This is a genomic window from Mongoliitalea sp., from assembly GCF_054166905.1.
Window position 1 is genome coordinate 74,005 of sequence record NZ_JBSZCK010000042.1, and the last position, 20,216, is coordinate 94,220.

Here is a 20,216-nt window from a genome sequence, read left to right on the forward strand (position 1 = left end):
GACTAAGGATGCTCAATAATAGCTATCTTGACTCTTGTTTCTAATATCTAGTCTCTCGCTTCTCGTCTCTCTTTTCATCCTTCCTCCTTCATCCTTTTCACCCCTACTTTTTCCCAGCAATAATCTGATTCACCACTTCTGGATCCAAGAGGGTGGAAGTATCTCCCATATTGCTAGTATCACCCTCGGCAACCTTTCTTAGGATTCTACGCATGATTTTACCGGAACGAGTTTTTGGTAGGCCTGGTACAATCTGCAATTTATCTGGCTTGGCGATAGGACCGATGATTTTGGCGACCATATCTTTGATTTCACTGATTAGGTTATCCTCTGTTCTATGAGAAGTATCGCAAATAACATAGGCGTAGATACCCTGACCTTTGATTTCGTGTGGGTAACCCACTACAGCAGATTCGATCACCAATGGATGTTCGTTGATGGCATTTTCCACCTCAGCAGTGCCCATTCGGTGACCGGATACGTTGATGACATCATCCACACGACCCAAAATTCTATAATAACCATCATGGTCACGCTTCACTCCATCACCTGTAAAATACATACCCTTATAGGTAGAGAAATACGTTTGCTTGCAGCGCTCATGATCTCCCCAAGTGGTACGAATCATAGATGGCCATGGGAACTTCACACAAAGATTCCCCTCTACTGAGTTACCAGTCAACTCATTCCCCTCAGGATCTAGGATTGCCAACTGAATACCAGGAAGTGGTAAAGTAGCAAAAGCTGGCTTGGTAGGTGTAATCCCTGCAATCGGAGAAACCAAAATTCCACCTGTTTCTGTCTGCCACCAAGTATCTACAATCGGACAGCGAGATTTTCCAACATGTGTGTAATACCATTTCCAGGCTTCCTCGTTGATTGGCTCTCCAACAGAACCCAATACTTTTAAGGAGTCCAATTTGTAAGGCTCCAAAGGTTCTGTGCCGTAGGCTTGCAAGGCACGGATTGCCGTAGGAGCCGTATAGAATTGATTGACCTGATGCTTATCGATCACATCCCAAAATCTTCCCGGGTTCGGATAAGTAGGTACTCCTTCAAACATCAAGGTAGTGGCTCCTGCCAATAATGGCCCATAAACGATGTAGGAGTGGCCTGTAATCCAGCCGATATCCGCTGTACACCAATACACATCCCCCGGGGAATACTGGAAAACATTTTCAAAGGAATATTTGGTATAAACCATGTAGCCACCTGTAGTATGTACAACTCCCTTTGGTTTACCGGTAGAACCAGAAGTATAAAGAATAAATAATGGATCTTCTGAATCCATGATTTCCGCTTTGTTGGTAGTGGACACTCCCTCAATGACATTATGCCACCAGAAATCTCGCCCCTCCTGCATTTGAACATCCTGCCCCGTGCGCTTATAAACAATGACAGATTCCACGGAGGATTTTTCCAAGGCTTCATCTACAAGCGCTTTTACCGCTATCTTCTTATTACCACGGAAATTACCATCCGTAGTCAATATGGCTTTTGCCTGGCAGTCATTGATTCGGTCAGCCAAAGCTGTAGCCGAAAATCCTGCAAACACTATTGAGTGAATTGCGCCAATACGGGCACAGGCTAACATCGCAACTGCTGCCTCAGGAATCATTGGCATATAAATGATCACCCGATCTCCTTTTTGGATACCTTTGGCTAGTAATACATTAGCAAATTGACAAACTTGCTCGTACAATTCCTGATAGCTGATCCTTCGGCTATCTTCTCCAGGCTCACTTGGTTCCCAAATGATGGCCGTGCGGTCCCCGTATGCAAATAGGTTTTTCTCGAAAATATTTTCTGTGATATTCAGCTTGGCGTTGACAAACCACTGTACATTGGGTTCTTCAAAGTTCCACTTCACAACCTTGTCCCATCTCTTCTTCCAATGGAAGGAGTCTGCAATCCTTGCCCAGAAGTTTTCAGGCTCGGTTACTGATTTTTGATACTCGTAAAAATATCCGCTCAGCGTGTGGATTCTATCGCTCATAATAGTATTGTATTTTGGTTATTGAAATTGTTTAATTCAGAAGTGTTTTGACTTTTGTTACCAAATCTTTGGTAGAAAAGGGTTTGGTGAGATACATGTCCGCACCAAGATTTAAGCCTTTTTGCACATCTTGTTGCTTACTTTTTGCTGTCAGGAAAATCACCTTCATATTGGGATACTCCGATTTAACATGCTTGCAAACCTCATATCCATCCACCTTTGGCATCATGATGTCCAGGATAATCAGGGCAGGAACTTTATCTTCTATAATTCCCAATGCCTCTTCCCCATCTCGGGCAATGAATACCTTATAACCTTCCTTTTTGAAAAGAAACTCTAAGGAAAGTAAGATATTCGGCTCATCGTCTACAATCAGTATATTACTCATACATTTTTAGGATATCAGGTTCAACATTTTTTTCTTGGAGCAATGGTAATGAGAAACTGAAGCAGGTAAGATCCTCTTTTCTTTCTACACCAATCACTCCTCCATGGTATTCTATTATTTTTTTGGAAATAGCTAATCCAAGACCGCTTCCAATCGGTTTCTTAGAAGTTTGATTTTTTGCTTGGAAAAACTTATCGAATATGTACGGAATCTCTTCTTCAGGTACTCCCTTGCCATCATCAAACACCTCTACCAATAAGTTGCCTTCTTCGACTTTTGCTTTGATCATAGTTAAACTCTTAGCAAACTTACTAGCATTGGAAAGTAAGTTTAAGACTACTTGTTTAATGCGATCTTCATCTACTGTCAATTCTATGGCTTCAAACTGCAAATCCATGCGGAACTCAATATTTTTCTCTTTAAAAACTTGCAGCATACTTTCGCAGGCTTGAAGCAGAAGAATCTTGATATCTGTTGGCTCCAAATTCAACTTTTGTCTACCCGAATCAAAACGTTCTAGATCCAACACCTGATCAATCAGCCTCGTCATTCTGCCAGTCTCCTGAATGATGATATCCAAAAACTTTTTCTTGTCTTCCTCCGGAAGATCTTCATCCAACAAGATTTCTGAAAAAGCCCTGATAGATGTCAAGGGAGTTTTCATCTCATGTGTGACCGTGGAAATAAATTCATCCTTCAGCATGTCATTTAATCGTAGGGTTTCATTTAGCTTTTGCAGTTTGTTGGATGCTTTGGTAAGCTCTTTACTTTTCTGCTTTAGCTGCAAATTCAAAAACTTCAACTCTTGGGTTTCTCTTAAGATACCCAACACCTCTTCCATGCTGATTTCTTCTTCCTTCACCACGGAGGCCACCATTATTCGCGCCGAAGCTGTGCCGATTACCCCAGAAAGTAATCGTTCCGAATAATTGACCAATTCTGAGTTTACGGCTCCTTTAAGCTCAAGGGAGCTTCCGGTTAATTCTTCAAATTCTTGCAAGGCTTCATCTGTTTTGGCCTGACCCAAAAAATTCACTAGCAATGCTTTCAAATCAGGCAAGAAAGCCTGTCCTTTCCAAATAATTGAGCTATCCAAGGTGGTACTGTACTTGAAAATATCCACAAACACCACTGCCTGATTATGTTCTTTGGAGGACTGCGTAAATACTAGGGACAAAAAGACATATGCAAAACTATTGACCGTCAAACTAAAGAAAAGTCCATGTGAAATAGGCGACATCCCTTCCATTCCCAAAAGGGAGTAAGGCTTGAGCGCACTGATTCCCCATAAACCCTCTGTCAAAAATGAAGCAGGAAGATAAGCAGCGGTAACCATCGTAGGTGTTACCAAGGTGAAAAACCAAACTACAAATCCTGCAATAATCCCAACAGTTGCACCAATTTTAGATCCCTTTTTCCAAAACAAACCACCAATAATTGACGGTGTAAATTGGGCAATCGCAACAAAGGAAATCAACCCAATGGACACGATAGAGAACCTACCAGAAACCTCTTTATAATACCAATAGGCTGCCAATATGATTAGGAATATCGTGACTCTCCGTATCCAAATAACTGTCTCGCCAAGGTGATGTTGGTATTTAGTTTTAAGTTTTTCGTTGGATAAAATAATGGGAAGAACCAGATTATTGCTCACCATCGTGCTAAGAGCAATGGTAGACACGATAATCATACCCGTAGCAGCGGAGAATCCTCCCAAATAAACTCCTAAGGCTAGCCAGTCTTGATTATAGGTAATGGGCAAAGCCAATACAAAGGTATCTGCATCCACCGCTTCCCCTTCAAAATGCACCAAACCTCCCAAGGCAATGGGCAATACAAAAATATTGATAATCAGTAAGTATAATGGGAATAGCCACATCGCTTTATCCAAATGTTTTTCATCGTGATTTTCTACGACTGACACCTGAAACTGTCTGGGTAAAAACAAAACTGCCATCATAGACAAAATACTCATCCAAAACCAATCGGTTGAGGCAACTTCATCACTAAACACAAACAAATGATCCAAGCCCCTTAAAGAAGCTTGATTGAAAATATCTTCAAATCCGTCATACAAAAAGTAGGTGACAAATACCCCCACGACCAAAAATGCTAATAACTTAAAAATGGATTCAAAAGCAATTGCGGTCACCAAACCATCGTGACGAGCAGTGGCTTCCACATCCCGTGTTCCAAATAAAATAGTAAACAGTGCTAATCCTAAGGCTAGGTAAAAAGCCGTATCAGCATAAAAGGGAAGCATGTTGGCACTCATTCGGAAATCTCCGGTTTCCAAAATAGCAAATGATGATGCGATTGCCTTGATTTGAATAGAAATGTACGGCAAAATACCCAAAAGACAGAAAATAGTCACAATACCACCCAAACTAACGCTTTTCCCATAACGGGAAGATATAAAATCCGCAATTGAGGATATCCGCTGTACTTTGCTGATACGGATCATTTTTCGCATCACCAGCCACCACAAAGGCGCTATCAAGCTAGGGCCAATATAAATGGTTAAAAATTCCAGACCGTTAGTTGCCGCATAGCCTACCGAACCGTAATAGGTCCATGCTGTACAATAGACCGCTAAGGACAAAGCATAAACATAAGGATTGGAGGCATAGCTTTTCCCTTTTTCGGAAGATCGCTCCGAAAACCAGGCGATGGCAAATAATAATGCCAAATACCCAAAGGTAAACGCTATGATTATTCCATTGCTAAGCACTTTTCTCTTCTTTTTTGGACTTGCGTATCGCTATGTAGGTCAACACAATCAAAAACAACCAAATCCCAAAAACCATCGCATACAAAAGCGGCACCCCACCAATGGTGGATTGAATATTATAGAGCTTCATCACAGGATAATTCAATAGAAAAATCCCTAAGACAAACACACTCCACAGTAATTGTACTTTCGTAGATGATTTCATGACTTTTTCTCAAATCGTTAAGATACAATTTTTTGATATCGGATTAAAGAAAAGATGCCTTGACTATTCATCCGATTATTCATGATTTTTATAAATTCTTTGTGCCTTGGCATCCTTGGGGCGGTTTTACCACAAAGGTGCGAAGGCACAAAGTTTTTAATTGAAACTAAATCAGTCTTTAAAACTCAATCCTAAGAGAGCTAAAGTCTGCAAACCTTCATGAGTTTTTAGTGCTCTTGAGCAGCACCTGCACCTCTTGGTATTCTGATTTCCTGAATCATATCCTGTACTTTTTGAGGTGGAGCTGGCGTAGCTTTAGACACAACGTAGGTGACCACAAAATTCACTACCATACCCAAGGAGCCAATTCCTTCAGGAGAAATACCAAACCACCAATTCTCGACTGAATTCAACTCTGGGCTGATAAATTTGAAGTAGCTGATATAGGCAATGGTAAACACCAGTCCTGAAATCATTCCTGCAATCGCACCTTCTTTATTCATTCTACTGGAGAAAATCCCCATAATGATCACTGGGAAGAAGGAAGCTGCCGCCAATCCAAAGGCAAAAGCTACAACTTCGGCCACAAATCCTGGAGGATTCACACCGAAATAACCTGCCATCAAAACGGCTCCCGCTGCTGAGAATCTAGCAATTAACAATTCTCTCTTCTCTGTCATATCAGGCTTAAATGTTCTGAACAAGTCCCTGGAAACTGATGTAGAGATTACCAACAATAAACCAGCTGCTGTAGATAGTGCTGCTGCCATACCACCGGCGGCCACTAGTCCAATCACCCAGTTAGGTAGATTTGCAATTTCAGAGCTAGCCAATACCATGATATCTTTATCAATCTTCAACTCATTCGTTGCTGGATCAGCAGAATACTGTACAAACCCGTCTCCGTTTTTATCATCTATCGATATCAAATTAGTTTTTTGCCAGTTTCCTACCCAAGCTGGTAAATCATTTACCGGCTTATCCGCAACTGTTTCGATCGCATTGTATATCCCGAAAGCAGCTACTGCAGGTGCAGTTGTATAAAGAATGGCGATAAATACTAAGGCATATCCAGCTGATAGGCGCGCATCTTTTACTCTTGGAACTGTGAAGAAACGTACAATTACATGTGGAAGACCGGCTGTACCTACCATTAATGCCAGGGTAATTGCGAAAATATCAATCATCCCTTTTCTACCGGAAGTGTAGGCTGCAAAACCAAGGTCTGTCAATACTCCATCCAATTTATCCAATAACGGTGTTCCGTCAGCTACTACACCACCCAAGCCTAATTGAGGAATTGGAGTACCTGTCAATTGCATGGAAATAAAGATTGCAGGAACCATATAAGCGAAGATCAATACACAATATTGTGCTACCTGTGTATAGGTAATCCCTTTCATTCCACCTAATACCGCATAAAAGAATACGATACACATACCTATGATTACACCTGTATTGATATCTACTTCCAAGTAACGGGAAAACACGATACCAACCCCTCTCATTTGTCCAGCTACATAGGTAAAGGAGATGAAAAGGGCACAAATCACGGCCACTACACGAGCTTTATTGGAGTAATAGCGGTCACCAACAAAATCGGGAACGGTAAATTTCCCAAATTTCCGAAGATAGGGAGCGAGTAGGAGTGCCAATAACACATAGCCTCCTGTCCATCCCATCAAATAAACTGATCCATCATAGCCGGAAAAAGCAATAATACCTGCCATCGAGATAAATGATGCCGCTGACATCCAGTCAGCAGCCGTAGCCATACCGTTGGCTAAAGGAGAAACCCCTCCACCTGCGGTGTAAAATTCTTTAGTAGAACCTGCCCTCGTGTAGATGGCAATTCCTATGTAGAGGGCAAATGATGCGCCTACTAGTATATATGTCCAAGTTAAAATTTCCATTTGTTTGGTTGATTTTTGGGTTATTCTTCGTTTACGTCAAATTCTTTATCCAATTGATTCATTCTATACACATAGACAAAAATCAATACCACGAAAGCGTAGATGGAGCCCTGTTGAGCAAACCAAAAGCCTAATTTAAAACCTCCCAACCTGATGGTGTTGAGCTGATCAACCAAGAGAATTCCGAATCCAAAAGAAACGGTGAACCAAATGACCAATAGGATAAGAAGTGTCCGAAGATTCTTCTTCCAGTAGTCCTGCATTTTTTGTTTGTTGTCTGACATAGTAATGAGTATTATAGAAAGATGTGGGTTTGTAAGATAAATTCACCGGCCCCACCTGCTCTTCTGTAGTTTTCAAAGAGTGGGCGGTGCCCGTATTGTAAAGTGATTTTTGCATGATGACCATTGAGTAGGTAGTTGATACCCAAGTCATATTGCCAAGAACTTTCTTCGAAGAATTCAAAGTTCTTATGTGTCACAGCACCAAAAGGCTGTAAGCGCCCTTTCCCGTTCAACAAGCTTCTAGGAAGCAATAATCCTGTTTGAGAGTAGAAAATCTGACCAGTGCCAATCGTCGGTTGTGCGTTGCCCGGACCATTTTGGGTAGTACCAGCACCAAAACCAACATTCATGACTCCAACATTCCGCATGTAATTAGGACCAAAATCGTAGTTATAAAATACATTGTAGTTGGTTAAGCCTGTACCTTTAGCTTTGTTGAGAGGAATATCAAGAAAGGTGTCAAAACCAAGGAGCAACATGTCATGGGTATCTACGGCTCCATTTGCATTTCTGGAATTAGTAGCTCCCTTATGGTGATGCCATCCCGCGCCAACGTTAAACACTGATTTTGTACCTAGATAAGATCCTACAAAAAAAGGAAGCTTGTTATTTTCTGTTTCCAAAAACTGATAGGCAAGATATCCTTGGGTAGCCCAATTATCATTGACCACATTAGCAGCAATAGGTCGTTGGGTACTTTCATCGAATCTACCTCCCGCTCCTACAGAGAATGGTTTATTCAATGCTGCACGGTAATCCCATTTGCCAACTTGTCCTTTGGCGTAAAAGCCAAACTGACGGGCAAATTGATCCGTCAATTCAATTAATGGCCAGTTGAAAATGGGGCCATCTACCGCCAAAAAATTCAAGGTACTGTGACTGGTCATTCGTGAGATACCATTCCAATAATGAAGCCCCATACCCACATAGAGTTCATCCAACATCTTAAACTCTGTCCAGATATCATGGAAGAATAATTGAGGTTTTTTGGCAGACATTCCAGCTGCTGAACCAACCCCTGTTTCAGGATTGACGGTTACAGGAATATTTCCTGGGTTTCCAGTAGCACCACCGCCTGGTACACCTCCATTGGTAAAGGTTTGATTGTTGATCCCCCAATGGGTCAAAACCATAAATCTTGGGGAGATCTGCGCATAAGCCAAAAAACGTGCTCGCCTGATGCCTATGTCTGCCGTAGTTCTTCTAGGAGCTCCATCGACTCCCAGAGTTCCCGGGTTATTCTCGGTAACGCGAGCCCACATTTGATTCCATACAATGAACCGAATATACTTCGATCCATCATCCGTTAAATTGAGCGTCAGTGGTTTATAAGAGTGATCTGTGATATCATCTTTAGCCGCACGAAAGTTGGCAAGAGAGTCTTGCGCTACTGCCGGTTGAAGAAAGATGAGTCCCATGAATACACCCAGCAACCATTTGATAGAGCTGTGCATAGTATTTTGGGTTTTGTTGATGTTGACTGATTGCAGTCGGGCCCGACCAACAAGTGGAATCTAAATTGAACATATACAACCCAAAATGAAAAATGATGGTAGATATTTGTAAAATTACTATAGCGAACAAAACATTATTTGGATCATCGATTTTTAAAGCGCTCCCATTTGATAATCATAAACTTATCTCCTAACTCGGTGATCAACATACCTGTATCTGTCAAATTCTCCTTCTGAGCCATATATTTGACCAATTCAGTGTGATTGAGTACTCGGTAGGTGGGGCGATAATCATAGCTTTCAGGTGCTTTTATTTTGTATTGTTTCACCCAATTCATCACAGAAACATGGCTTACACCCAATATTCTTTCGATTTCACGATAAGAAATACCCTCGATATATAGCTGCAATGCTTTGACCACATAGTACTTATCTATGGCTTTCCCAAGCTTGTTGACTGTAAAATGGTAACCACATTTTTTGCATTTGAAGCGCTGTCTTCCACCAACAACACCACTTTTGACAACTTTTTCCTGCTCACATTTGGGACAAGTAGGCTTTTCCATAGGATTATTTTGGGTTTGATATACTAAATTAGCGAAACTATAACTTATTAGCAATATATAGATTTTCGCTGGAATTCAAAAAGTGAAATCAAAATTATCTATGGATATGACTGCTCAATTCGGAATTTAAATTTACAAAAACAATTCGAGAATTACTGCCAATGTGAAGGCCAAAATACTAACCAAAACCTTATTTAAATAGAATTTATGGTCTGGACTACTCTCAAAGAAAATAGTGGTGGAGATATGCAAAAAGCCTCCCGCAACTATTCCATAAAAGATATTCAAACCATTTCTTCCTAAGATATCTGCCTCATATAAAAAGTTACTCAGCAACATTCCCGCAGGAGATGCCAAAGCAAAAATGGTCAGCAATACAAATACCCATCGCTTTTTCATACTCGTAGTCAACACAGCCACCAAAGCAAATGCTTCCGGTCCCTTGTGCAATAAAATTCCCAACAACAAATTGTTATGCCCATGATGATGGTGATGGTGTCCGTGATTATGATCATGAGCATCATGACTATGGTCATGCAAATGCTCTACGAGTACTCCTTCATGAGATAATAAGGTGCCTTCCAAAAATGCATGAACAAATAATCCTATCATCAAGGTCCAAACACCCATCTGCACTCCATGCTGATGGGCATGACTTGGATGGTGAATATGTCCATGCTCCACACCTGTGGAAAATAGTGCTAATACTTGTTGCAATAAAAACCCAATCAAAATATAAAAACCCATCCAGCTTGGATTGGGAGCATCCACAAATAGGTCTGGCAAAATATGCAATACCGTTATTGCAAAGAGATACGATCCTGCAAACACCAAGACTAATTTGAAGTATCGCTCCTCCCAACTCGGAATAAAATAAGCCAATCCTCCAGCCACCATGGCTGTTAAGAACAATAGGAGAAAGTTAGTCAACATGTATGATTGGTTTTTGAATGACAAAAATGATTCGCTCACTGAGATGCTTCACATAGGGCCTTAGGGAATAATCTCCAAATACATCTTTCAGCACAAAACCTGCCTTTTCAAAGAAATACTCAAACATCTCCCGAGTAATTAACTGTACAGATTCTTGAAAATGGAATGCTTTTCCCTGATCTTCAAAGCGGATATCCTTGATGATATGTCCCTGTTTCACAGTTCTTGTAATATGAAAATTGATACCATCCACTATTTTTTGTTCTTGCGGCACAAAATTATCCAAAATGAAATCTGCATTGAGGTAATCTATTAAGAATAGTCCTCCTGGTTTAAGATTTTTATACACACAATCAATCACTTGCTGATTTTGTTGATTATCGCCGAAAAAACCAAAGCTTGTAAACATATTGAAAATGTAATCGTAGCTTTCTTCTTCTAGAAAAGTCCTCATATCAGCTTCCACGAAGCAAAGGCCAGGTACTTCAAATTTCTTGGCCTCTGAAATACTTAATGGCGAGAAATCTACACCTGTTACCTCTAGTCCTTTTTGATAAAGAGAGATGCTATGCCTTCCCCTACCGCATGCCAAATCCATAGCTTTGGTACCCTTTTTAAATTGAAAGTAGTCATCCAATCTATTAATAAAGTACTGAGCTTCTGTAGTGTCCCTGTTTTTATATAAAATCTGAAAGTAGGGAGAAGAAAACCAATCCTTCATCAATCCACCCGAAGTGGCTACCAACGAAACACAATTACTCATGAATAAATGACAAATATGGCTTAAGCCCCTCGCTTGCAAATGAATTTAACTCTCCTGATTCGTCATTGAAAATCAAAAAGATTTCAAAACTCTTCAAGGATTCTTGTAAGGCAATCGCTTTTTCTGTACCCATGACCATCAATGCAGTCGCAATAGCATCAGCAATCATGCAATCTTCTGCCAGTACCGTTGCACTTAACAATCCGTGACGTACTGGTCTTCCTGTTTTAGGATCAATAGTATGGGAAATTTTTAGCCCATCGACTTCATAATAGTTTCGGTAATTTCCTGAAGTAGCCATCCCTTTATTTTCTAAAGCCACAACCGAATACAACTCACTAGCACTTCCCATTTCTTCAGGCTTATTGATTCCCACTTTCCACAACTCTCCCTTATCATTCAACCCTCGGGCAACCAATTCTCCACCAATTTCCACCAAGAAATTTTCAATTCCTTTAGATTCCAAATACTCCGCTACGACGTCTACACCATAGCCCTTGGCGATAGCAGAAAAGTCCAAATACATGCCGGAAACTAGTTTGCGTACTTGTTGTTGGTCAAAAGTGATTTTATCGAAACCAATGCGCGGAAGTATAGCAGCGATATTCACTGAATCCTTCAATTGTGGCCCCCCTGGACCAAACCCCCATAAATTAACCACAGGACCTACCGTTGGATCAAATGCACCATTGGTCATTTCAAAGACCTCCTTACTAGACTCTAACACAGGTAAAAAAAACGGAAGATCAAAAACCAAAGAATCCGATTGATTGAATCGACTAATCTCGGAATCCGAAATATAGGTAGACAAGGATTGGTTAAAAACGATCAATAAAGAATCTACTGCTGACTTGAGGTTTCTACCCTCCGGATCTAAGTATACAATTCGATAAGTGGTTCCCATGGTCTGTCCATCTATGACCATCCTTCCCACAGCATCGGTAGCTGCAGCTCCGAGATCTTCAGAACCTTCTTTATTTTGCCTGTATAAGTAGACGATAACGACTAAAAGCAAGAGAATAATCGAATAAATGATATTCTTTTGGGCGTTGTTATTCATAATGAGGTGATTTTTCCGAAAGTTAAAGCTTATTTTCCAATTTAATTTCCTCGCTGCCTTACAAATGCAACAAAACTGCTTTTCTATGTACCAAATGAAAGACACCTACACTCACGTTAATTTTGTATCTTTGTTTGACTCAAGAGTGAGATATGAGAGAAGATTACCTAAGCGGAGATAAAAGCAACCTGAGTTCTCAGGAAAAAGAATACGAAAAAGCCTTGAGGCCATTGAGCTTTGATGACTTTACGGGGCAGTTTAAGATTGTAGAAAACTTAAAAATATTTGTCACAGCAGCAAAAAAACGCAATGAACCTCTTGACCATGTGCTTTTACATGGACCTCCAGGCTTAGGTAAAACCACTTTAAGTAATATCATAGCCAATGAATTGGATGCAGGCATTAAGATCACCTCTGGTCCTGTACTGGATAAACCATCAGACCTGGCTGGTTTGTTGACAAATTTGGAGTCTGGAGATGTACTTTTCATCGATGAAATACACAGACTCAACCCTATTGTCGAGGAATACCTCTATTCGGCCATGGAGGATTACCGGATTGACATCATGTTGGATTCTGGTCCAAATGCCAGATCAGTTCAGATTTCCCTCAATCCATTTACACTCATTGGCGCTACCACCCGTTCAGGCCTCTTGACCTCCCCTTTACGTGCCCGCTTTGGCATCAATTCACGATTGGAATATTATGATGCTAAATTATTGACCGATATAGTGGGCCGTTCGGCAGGGATTTTAGGAACACCGATCGATGATGTGGCTGCTTATGAAATCGCCCGAAGGAGTAGAGGTACACCCCGTATTGCCAATATGCTTTTACGACGAACCCGTGACTTTGCCGAAGTCAAAGGCAATGGCAAGATCAGCATAGATATCGCCAAAATGGCCTTAGATGCATTGGACGTGGATGAAAATGGCTTGGACGAAATGGACAACCGTATCCTTCAGACCATCATTGAAAAATTCAAGGGAGGTCCTGTGGGTCTAAGTACCATAGCCACCGCCTGCGGGGAAGAAGCCGAAACCATTGAGGAAGTGTACGAACCCTTCCTCATCCAAGAAGGCTACCTCAAGCGTACAGCCCGAGGAAGGATGGCCACCGAACAAGCCTACAAGCACCTTAAAATCAAGCCTGATTTTGGTGGGCAAACTGGGACCTTGTTTGGGTAAGAGAGGTAGGATGAAGGGGGAGAGAAATTAGGAATTTTGAATGAGGAATTTGAAATGAAAGACTTACGTTGTAGTAGACGTTGCGTTTAAACGTTGCGCCCGTAACGAGAAAAAATGTCAAATGATGAACGTCGAACTCCGAATGATGAAGGAATGTAAAAAAGGAGGAAACCCAATCCCTCGAGCCATGCGAGGAAATTTTAAAATCAACTCATAAAAATCAAACTAACTATTCCTTAGATAAGGGCGAATCAGGTATCATACTAGTTTAAAATGCCTACATCCATCAGGTATGGTTACGTGGAATCCTCCTACGTGCCTTTGTGGCCATAAAAAAAGGGCATTTACTCTCGTAAACACCCCTTTGTCTGATTTATTTCGATAAGCTATTGCTTGATTTCGATCACCTTGAATTCTGTACGTCGGTTGACCTGATGCTCTTCTTCTGTGCGTGCATTCGGGATAATCAGCTGCTGCTTGCCATATCCTTTGGCTACCAACCTATCTGCATCGATACCTTTAGATACTAAGTAAGCAACTGCAGACTCCGCTCTTCGTTGAGATAGGCTATTGTTATACGCATCGCTGGCACGATCATCGGTATGCGAACTCAATTCGATTCGAATGGCTGGATTATCCTTCAGGATCTGCACCAATTTATCTAATTCAAGCGCGGCATCAGGTCTGATTTCAGCCCTATCCAAATCGTAATAAATATTTTCCAACACAATCGAACGCTCTAAAATCAACGGATCCAACACAATCGTAGTATCCAAAGTAATATTGGTGACTTCTTGAATCAAGTCTTCAAGACGTGGGGTCTTCCCTCTGGTATCATAAGTAATACTCTTAGAGAAATAACCCGACTTACTGGCAATGATAGTAAAATTAGCATCTGGTGCCAAAGTAAATCTCAGACGACCGTTTTGATTGGAGAAATCTCCACCTAGGTTTTTATTGGCAGCATCATATAACACAACTCGCGTTTGTGGTAAAGTTGCCGTAGTTCCATCATCCTTGTTTTCAAGTGTGGTTACATTCAGCAAGACATTGATGATTTTCGGTTTAGGAGTCTTATCCTCAAAGACATAAATATCATCATCTCCAAGACCTCCCTCTCTATCAGAACTCAAGAAGCCCTCGGTAGGATATTTCGTAAAAAAGATTCCAAAGTCATCTTTTACCGTATTGATATTTGAACCCAAATTCTTCACTTCCCATCCTTTATCTGTTCGTTCGGCTACAAATAAATCCAATTTCCCAAAGCCCGGATGTCCATCCGAAGCAAAAAACAATTTTCCATCGGGAGCTAGGTAAGGAAACATTTCATTTCCGGGAGTATTGATTTGAGGGCCTAGGTTTTTTGCATTTCCAAAATCACCATTAGCTAGACGAGTAGCCACATATAGGTCTAAACCTCCTTGTCCATCGGGTCTATTGGATGCAAAATAGAGTTCTGAACCATCGGGACTGATCATGGGTGAAGTATTGTGCCAAAACTCATCTTCATTCACTGGCATCCAAATCGGCTGTGTAAAGCCTCCTCCCCTGAAATATGAGGCAAAAAGCTGAACCTCGGGAAGGTCTTTATTGGATGTGGAATTTCCCCTTGCATACACAATAGTATTGCCATCAGGGGTCATGGTTAGAGCTGCCTGATTGAGTCCTTCTTCATTTCTAAACTCTGGTAGCGGCTGCACATTTTGCACATCTACTCGAGTGCCCTCTATACGAGTCCTGAATAATTTGTGATAAGGTGTACCTGTACCTTTATACACTGCTGCACTTTGTCTTCCAGAAGTGAAATACAAAAATCCACTATTGACAAAAGGTGCATAATCTGCTTGAGGAGTATTGAGCAAGCGGTAATTTTCGAGTTCTAGGTAAGGGAAATAATCTTCAATAGCTTCGATTTCATCCAAATTTTTAAGGTCCAAAGCCAGTAATTTCTGATGATTATCATCCAAAGTCAAATCACGGGCTTTTTCAAAAGCTTCACGTGCTCCTTCATAATTCCCTACACTTTTTCTCGCTCTGCCTAACTTATACAAATTATCAAAAGATTCTTCCTGTTCAACAAGCTTTTCATAGTAAGGAATGGCCTGTTCTATGCGATTGGAAAGACGATAACTTTCTGCCACATATAAATTGGCTGCGGCATTGTCAGGGTCTTTTTCTAATACTTTGGTATAGGTATTTAAGGCTACTTGATATTCACCTGCAGAATACTGATTCAATCCTTTTTGCATGACAGAGGTGCAGGATGAAACTACCAAAAACAGTAGCAGACTGTAAAACAGGTTTATTGCCTTCATTGATCACTTGAGATTTTTCGCAGGACTAAATATAAAACATAATTTATAATTAATTCGAGAAGTATTTGTTTAGCCAACTATCTTTTGCTCTAATCAACCATTGATTACCCAAATCTTCCTTTGTTTTAACGAGTGGATTCAAGATAAGGGTTTCAGATGTTAACTTTCCTTCTTGAATATGGCTCTTTATTTGAAACGCTGAAGTTACCGCAAGATTATCTGAGCTAACCTGATAAGAAACTTTTCCCTGATCCAATAGATTTACTCCAAATCTATCTTCTATTTCTTTTAAGGTACGAACCGAGCTGTCTATCGAACAGCCACTTGCTCCCAATCTGCTTTCATCCACGCTCATGACAATCACCTGATCAAAAAAGATTTCAAAAGAAGTAGGCATCATCGCACCATGGGTATTCCATTGCGCACAAAATGCCTCCAATCGGCTTGTAATCCATGCCGTCTCCTCAGCTGTAAACTTTCTATCTGCCTGATATACCCATACCCGCGCATGTTCAGGCATTTGTTCAAATTCCAAATACATAGTGGTAGTTCAATGATTTGCTAAAATAAGCTGATTTTGGGGAAAATAGTTCTTGGTTTAAAAAGTCCACAGTCAACGGTCAACTGACAACGGTTTCGTTTAGAGTAAAGAAAACGCTATACTTTTAGAATTTAGCTCAACCTTTGCGTCCGTTGCGTTCATTCGTGGCGCCGTTGCGTGAACTCCATATTGGAAAAAGTGAAGGTGAAGAGAAACTTTGGGTCAGCAAACAAACTGTGCAAATCTGTGAGCACCTTGATTTTTTATTTGTATTGAAAATCAAAAAAAGTTTTTTTCTAACGTATTCAATCTAAGCCCTTGTATCTTGCTTCTTGTAATTTATAAACTATCGGCAGTCATTTATGATCCCATACTTTATCAATAAGCCAAGTAACTTTCTTACAGAATCTTTTACCACACAGATTTTTCAAGAAAATAATGCGCTTACTTATCACCAAAGTTTGTCGTCTTATACCCTCACTCCATTACTTGAGTTACCTGAATTAGCAAAACGATTTGGTGTCAAAAATATCTTCATAAAAGACGAGGGGCATCGATTTGGTTTAAAAGCTTTTAAAGCCTTGGGAGCTTCTTTTGCTATCCACAAAATCCTTGAAAAAAGCCCCAACATTCATACATTTTGCACTGCCACTGACGGAAATCATGGGAGAGCGGTGGCGTGGGCTGCTACTATTGCTGGAAAAAAATCCGTAATACTCGTCCCTAGAGATACGACACAGATGCGGATTCAAGCCATCGAACAAGAAGGGGCTACTGTCATTCAAATTCAGGGGACTTACGATGATGCTTGTATAGCAGCTGAAAAACTGTGTCAAGAAAATGGATGTACCTTGGTCCAAGATACAGCTTGGGAAGGATACGAGGAAATACCCGCGTATATCATGGCGGGCTATTTGACTCATTTCAAAGAACTGGAAGATAGCATTCATCAACTTCCTGAGCCTGCAATAGACTTTGTATTTTTACAAGCAGGAGTGGGTAGCTGGGCAGCTTCTGGGATTTATTATTATCTCAGTCGGTATGGGAAAAACAGACCAAAAATAGTCTTAGTAGAACCAGCAGAAGCCAATGGAGTTTTGACATCTTTCCATGCAGGTGAAAGAGTTCAACCCGATTGTTCTTTCGAAACTATCATGGCCGGACTCAATTGTGGGTTACCATCCTTAAGTGCATGGGAAATTATCCAAGCAGGGGCAGATGCATGCCTATGCATTCCCGATGAGTATACCAAAAAAGCCATGAGACTACTGTACCATCAGTCTGAATCTGACCCTAGCGTCATTGCGGGAGAATCTGGGGCGGCTGGTTTAGCAGGGTTTCTAGCGTTGATGGAAGATCCAGCTTATGAGGTATTGAAAAATCACTTGCACATTACAGAGGAAAGCAAGGTATTATTCTTCAATACAGAGGCGGATACGGATGTGGATAGTTTTAATAAAATCGTAGGTCGTTAGTAATTTTTAATAAACCAATCAACATATTGTTGAATCTGAGTCCCTAAGTAGTAGGGTAAATTGAGTAGTTTGTAGGGTTTGCCTGCGGGAGTTTTTGTTTCTTCCACTTCCAATTTTCCTGCATACACCCGAATTGCATAACCATGGTCTGCTGCATCTAAGAATTGATGCAATGATCTCAGAGAGCCTGTTGCACCTGATTTGATTTCGATAGGAATTAATTTGCCTTCATAAGGATACACCAAATCCACCTCTGCACTGGATTGATTTTTTTCACGTATCCAAAAGTTAGGTTTTTGGTCCGTCAAATCCTGTATGGAAATTATTTCTTGTGTAACCAAGTGCGGGATCAATGCACCCTTGAATGCAGCACTTAATTCTTCCATTTTTAATAATTGGCCTTGAATTCCCAAAGAATAATTGACCAAACCCGTATCTAACAATTGAAGTCTTGGAGACTTTTTCAAATCTGATTGGATAGGGGGAGCTAAATCGGTGGTAGGATAAATCAATCGGATAATTTTTGCATCATCCAACATTCGAAAACATTCCCCAACCTCTCGAGACTTATAATTGGAATTTCCAAAACCCTGAAATTTAACTCGTTTATCAAGAGATAGGGGAGCTGTATTCATGATATGCTTGATCACCCTAACTTCTGAATCATTAGAAGCATATTTTTCAACATCGTTTTTGTAGGTCCCCCAGATACTTTCATAGACTGCAATCAAATCAGATAAGCTTTTCTTCTCAATATCCATTTTCACCACTTCGGGCATTCCTCCAATAATGGCATATCGATGAAAAAGCTCCATTAATAACTTATGGGCTATAGGCCTCAAAGGAATCATTTTCAATTGTTCCAATGCTACATTTTGGTCCATTGCTTCCAAATACTCCAAAAAATTTAATGGATGTAGGTATAAAAATTGAACCCGCCCAACAGGAAAACTTGACACTTTTTTGATAGCAAAGTCCAATAAAGATCCTGCCGCAATCACATGTAAATCCGGAAACTCTTCATAAAAATACCGTAGCAAATGAATGGCTTTGGGCGATTCTTGGATTTCATCTAGAAAAAGTAACGTTTGAGATAATGAGTCAATGGATAAATTCTGAGCTAAGAAAATAGATTCTACAATATCTCGTACTTGATCTAAATCCTCAAAATAAGATTTATCAGATGGTTTTTCAAGGTTCAGAGAGATAAAATGAGTGTATTGAACCGCAAAACTTTTGACCAATGTGGTTTTGCCAACCTGCCTAGCTCCTCTGAGTACCAAAGGTTTTCTATTGGAAGAATACTTCCATTCTTTCAATTTACTGAAAATCTGTCTATTAAAACCCATTTCTACATCTAATTGTCACAAAGTAAAGGCATTTTTTTGGATTTCTTGTCGCAAAGTAAGGGTAATTTTAGTAAAAATTTGTAACAGAATAAGGGTAATTTTGTAAAACCCATGTAACAGAATAAGGGCAAATAACTTAATCAGGGATAAAAAAACCCGGCAGGTTTTGAAAACCTGCCGGGTTTAAACCTCCTGTAAAAGCTTATATCCCCATATCCTTGGCAATCATCTCTGCCAAGTCATAGACTTTTACATCGTGTTCACGCTCCTTATTTTTTACTCCATCAGTCATCATGGTCAAACAGAATGGACAGCCAACGGCAATCGCAGAGGCTCCCGTGGATAGGGCCTCCTCGGTACGCTCAATATTGATGTCTTTTTTTCCGTTCTCCGGTTCCTTAAACATCTGTGCACCACCGGCACCACAACACAAGCCTTTGGTACGGCAACGCTTCATTTCTACCAATTCTACATCTAAGGCTTTGATAACTTCCCGAGGTGCTTCATAGACATCGTTCGCCCTGCCAAGGTAGCAGGAATCGTGGAAGGTGATTTTTTTGCCTTTGAATTCTCCCCCACCTTGCAAGACAACTCTGCCTTGGTTGATGAGCTCTTGCAAAAACTGGGAGTGATGAATCACGTCATAGTTGCCGCCTAATGCAGGGTATTCGTTTTTGATGGTGTTGAAGCAGTGAGGGCAGGCCGTCACCACCTTTTTTACCTCATAGCCATTCAATACTTGGATATTTGCCACAGCTTGCATTTGGAAAAGGAATTCATTTCCTGCACGTCTGGCAGGGTCACCTGTACAGGCTTCCTCAGGACCAAGTACGGCAAAACTCACACCCACTTTATTCAATATTTTGACAAAAGCCTGTGTGACGGCCTTGTATCGATCATCAAAAGAACCGGCACAACCTACCCAAAACAAGATTTCAGGACTTTCACCGGAAGCGGCCATCTCGGCCATGGTTGGAACTTTATATGTAGACATGGGATATTTTAGATTTTAGATGTAAGAATTCAGATTGAAACTATCTTGTTTCTTGTCTC

General features: G+C 40.7%; 17 protein-coding genes. 2 read left to right on the forward strand and 15 right to left on the reverse strand.

Annotated features, from left to right (window positions below; genetic code table 11):
* Nucleotides 1-103: 103 nt before the first annotated feature.
* From acs to ACXIUD_RS17115, 11 genes are all read right to left on the reverse strand, one after another.
* Nucleotides 104-1,996 carry an acetate--CoA ligase gene (gene acs / locus ACXIUD_RS17065; protein ID WP_458053857.1) on the reverse strand — a complete coding sequence of 631 codons (1,893 nt, stop codon included), beginning with the start codon at nt 1,994-1,996 and terminating at the stop codon, nt 104-106.
* Between the two features lie 31 nt (nt 1,997-2,027).
* Entirely contained in the window at nt 2,028-2,384 is a 357-nt protein-coding gene (locus ACXIUD_RS17070; protein WP_189579351.1) for a response regulator transcription factor, read from the reverse strand.
* Nucleotides 2,377-5,118 (reverse strand): ATP-binding protein, encoded by a 2,742-nt coding sequence (locus tag ACXIUD_RS17075; RefSeq protein WP_458053858.1) that lies wholly within the window; start codon nt 5,116-5,118, stop codon nt 2,377-2,379. The genes ACXIUD_RS17070 and ACXIUD_RS17075 overlap by 8 nt, the downstream gene beginning before the upstream one ends.
* Nucleotides 5,111-5,323, reverse strand: coding sequence for a hypothetical protein (locus ACXIUD_RS17080; RefSeq protein WP_458053859.1), 213 nt, complete (start codon nt 5,321-5,323; stop codon nt 5,111-5,113). The genes ACXIUD_RS17075 and ACXIUD_RS17080 overlap by 8 nt, the downstream gene beginning before the upstream one ends.
* 227 nt (nt 5,324-5,550) lie before the next feature.
* Nucleotides 5,551-7,236, reverse strand: coding sequence for a sodium:solute symporter family protein (locus ACXIUD_RS17085; protein ID WP_458053860.1), 1,686 nt, complete (start codon nt 7,234-7,236; stop codon nt 5,551-5,553).
* A gap of 20 nt (nt 7,237-7,256) precedes the next feature.
* Nucleotides 7,257-7,520, reverse strand: coding sequence for a DUF4212 domain-containing protein (locus tag ACXIUD_RS17090; RefSeq protein WP_458053861.1), 264 nt, complete (start codon nt 7,518-7,520; stop codon nt 7,257-7,259).
* A gap of 11 nt (nt 7,521-7,531) precedes the next feature.
* Nucleotides 7,532-8,974, reverse strand: a complete 1,443-nt coding sequence (locus ACXIUD_RS17095; protein ID WP_458053862.1) for a porin — start codon at nt 8,972-8,974, stop codon at nt 7,532-7,534.
* 143 nt (nt 8,975-9,117) lie between these two features.
* Entirely contained in the window at nt 9,118-9,540 is a 423-nt protein-coding gene (locus ACXIUD_RS17100; RefSeq protein ID WP_189579357.1) for an IS1/IS1595 family N-terminal zinc-binding domain-containing protein, read from the reverse strand.
* 132 nt (nt 9,541-9,672) lie between these two features.
* Nucleotides 9,673-10,473 carry a ZIP family metal transporter gene (locus ACXIUD_RS17105; protein WP_458053863.1) on the reverse strand — a complete coding sequence of 267 codons (801 nt, stop codon included), beginning with the start codon at nt 10,471-10,473 and terminating at the stop codon, nt 9,673-9,675.
* Nucleotides 10,463-11,236 (reverse strand): class I SAM-dependent methyltransferase, encoded by a 774-nt coding sequence (locus ACXIUD_RS17110; protein WP_458053864.1) that lies wholly within the window; start codon nt 11,234-11,236, stop codon nt 10,463-10,465. The genes ACXIUD_RS17105 and ACXIUD_RS17110 overlap by 11 nt, the downstream gene beginning before the upstream one ends.
* Complete coding sequence (locus ACXIUD_RS17115; protein ID WP_458053865.1) at nt 11,229-12,296, reverse strand: FAD:protein FMN transferase; 1,068 nt, start codon at nt 12,294-12,296, stop codon at nt 11,229-11,231. The genes ACXIUD_RS17110 and ACXIUD_RS17115 overlap by 8 nt, the downstream gene beginning before the upstream one ends.
* 152 nt (nt 12,297-12,448) lie before the next feature.
* Here ACXIUD_RS17115 and ruvB point away from each other — a divergent pair, with 152 nt between their 5' ends.
* The gene (ruvB, locus tag ACXIUD_RS17120) at nt 12,449-13,483 is read left to right on the forward strand and encodes a Holliday junction branch migration DNA helicase RuvB (protein ID WP_458053866.1); all 1,035 of its coding nucleotides are present in this window, start codon (nt 12,449-12,451) and stop codon (nt 13,481-13,483) included.
* 386 nt (nt 13,484-13,869) lie between these two features.
* On the opposite strand, the gene ACXIUD_RS17125 is transcribed toward ruvB, so the two are convergent.
* Nucleotides 13,870-15,798 (reverse strand): OmpA family protein, encoded by a 1,929-nt coding sequence (locus tag ACXIUD_RS17125; RefSeq protein WP_458053867.1) that lies wholly within the window; start codon nt 15,796-15,798, stop codon nt 13,870-13,872.
* 49 nt (nt 15,799-15,847) lie between these two features.
* Entirely contained in the window at nt 15,848-16,339 is a 492-nt protein-coding gene (locus ACXIUD_RS17130) for a hypothetical protein (protein WP_458053868.1), read from the reverse strand.
* A 362-nt stretch (nt 16,340-16,701) separates the two neighbouring features.
* Here ACXIUD_RS17130 and ACXIUD_RS17135 point away from each other — a divergent pair, with 362 nt between their 5' ends.
* Entirely contained in the window at nt 16,702-17,814 is a 1,113-nt protein-coding gene (locus ACXIUD_RS17135) for a diaminopropionate ammonia-lyase (protein WP_458053869.1), read from the forward strand.
* Here ACXIUD_RS17135 and ACXIUD_RS17140 read toward each other — a convergent pair.
* Both ACXIUD_RS17140 and ACXIUD_RS17145 read right to left on the reverse strand, forming a co-directional pair.
* The gene (locus ACXIUD_RS17140) at nt 17,811-19,163 is read right to left on the reverse strand and encodes an ATP-binding protein (protein ID WP_458053870.1); all 1,353 of its coding nucleotides are present in this window, start codon (nt 19,161-19,163) and stop codon (nt 17,811-17,813) included. The genes ACXIUD_RS17135 and ACXIUD_RS17140 overlap by 4 nt on opposite strands.
* 202 nt (nt 19,164-19,365) lie before the next feature.
* On the reverse strand, nt 19,366-20,157 hold the full coding sequence (locus tag ACXIUD_RS17145; RefSeq protein ID WP_458053871.1) for a (Fe-S)-binding protein: 792 nt from the start codon (nt 20,155-20,157) through the stop codon (nt 19,366-19,368).
* Between the last annotated feature and the right edge of the window lie 59 nt (nt 20,158-20,216).

What these genes read in the sequence shown, in the direction of transcription:
- ACXIUD_RS17125 (WP_458053867.1), bottom strand. Translation starts at nt 15,798, where the DNA reads ATGAAGGCAATAAACCTGTTTTACAGTCTGCTACTGTTTTTGGTAGTT.
- ACXIUD_RS17080 (WP_458053859.1), bottom strand. Translation starts at nt 5,323, where the DNA reads ATGAAATCATCTACGAAAGTACAATTACTGTGGAGTGTGTTTGTCTTA.
- ACXIUD_RS17115 (WP_458053865.1), bottom strand. Translation starts at nt 12,296, where the DNA reads ATGAATAACAACGCCCAAAAGAATATCATTTATTCGATTATTCTCTTG.
- ACXIUD_RS17085 (WP_458053860.1), bottom strand. Translation starts at nt 7,236, where the DNA reads ATGGAAATTTTAACTTGGACATATATACTAGTAGGCGCATCATTTGCC.
- ACXIUD_RS17130 (WP_458053868.1), bottom strand. Translation starts at nt 16,339, where the DNA reads ATGTATTTGGAATTTGAACAAATGCCTGAACATGCGCGGGTATGGGTA.
- ACXIUD_RS17100 (WP_189579357.1), bottom strand. Translation starts at nt 9,540, where the DNA reads ATGGAAAAGCCTACTTGTCCCAAATGTGAGCAGGAAAAAGTTGTCAAA.
- ACXIUD_RS17135 (WP_458053869.1), top strand. Translation starts at nt 16,702, where the DNA reads ATGATCCCATACTTTATCAATAAGCCAAGTAACTTTCTTACAGAATCT.
- acs (WP_458053857.1), bottom strand. Translation starts at nt 1,996, where the DNA reads ATGAGCGATAGAATCCACACGCTGAGCGGATATTTTTACGAGTATCAA.
- ruvB (WP_458053866.1), top strand. Translation starts at nt 12,449, where the DNA reads ATGAGAGAAGATTACCTAAGCGGAGATAAAAGCAACCTGAGTTCTCAG.
- ACXIUD_RS17095 (WP_458053862.1), bottom strand. Translation starts at nt 8,974, where the DNA reads ATGCACAGCTCTATCAAATGGTTGCTGGGTGTATTCATGGGACTCATC.
- ACXIUD_RS17145 (WP_458053871.1), bottom strand. Translation starts at nt 20,157, where the DNA reads ATGTCTACATATAAAGTTCCAACCATGGCCGAGATGGCCGCTTCCGGT.
- ACXIUD_RS17090 (WP_458053861.1), bottom strand. Translation starts at nt 7,520, where the DNA reads ATGTCAGACAACAAACAAAAAATGCAGGACTACTGGAAGAAGAATCTT.
- ACXIUD_RS17070 (WP_189579351.1), bottom strand. Translation starts at nt 2,384, where the DNA reads ATGAGTAATATACTGATTGTAGACGATGAGCCGAATATCTTACTTTCC.
- ACXIUD_RS17140 (WP_458053870.1), bottom strand. Translation starts at nt 19,163, where the DNA reads ATGGGTTTTAATAGACAGATTTTCAGTAAATTGAAAGAATGGAAGTAT.
- ACXIUD_RS17110 (WP_458053864.1), bottom strand. Translation starts at nt 11,236, where the DNA reads ATGAGTAATTGTGTTTCGTTGGTAGCCACTTCGGGTGGATTGATGAAG.
- ACXIUD_RS17105 (WP_458053863.1), bottom strand. Translation starts at nt 10,473, where the DNA reads ATGTTGACTAACTTTCTCCTATTGTTCTTAACAGCCATGGTGGCTGGA.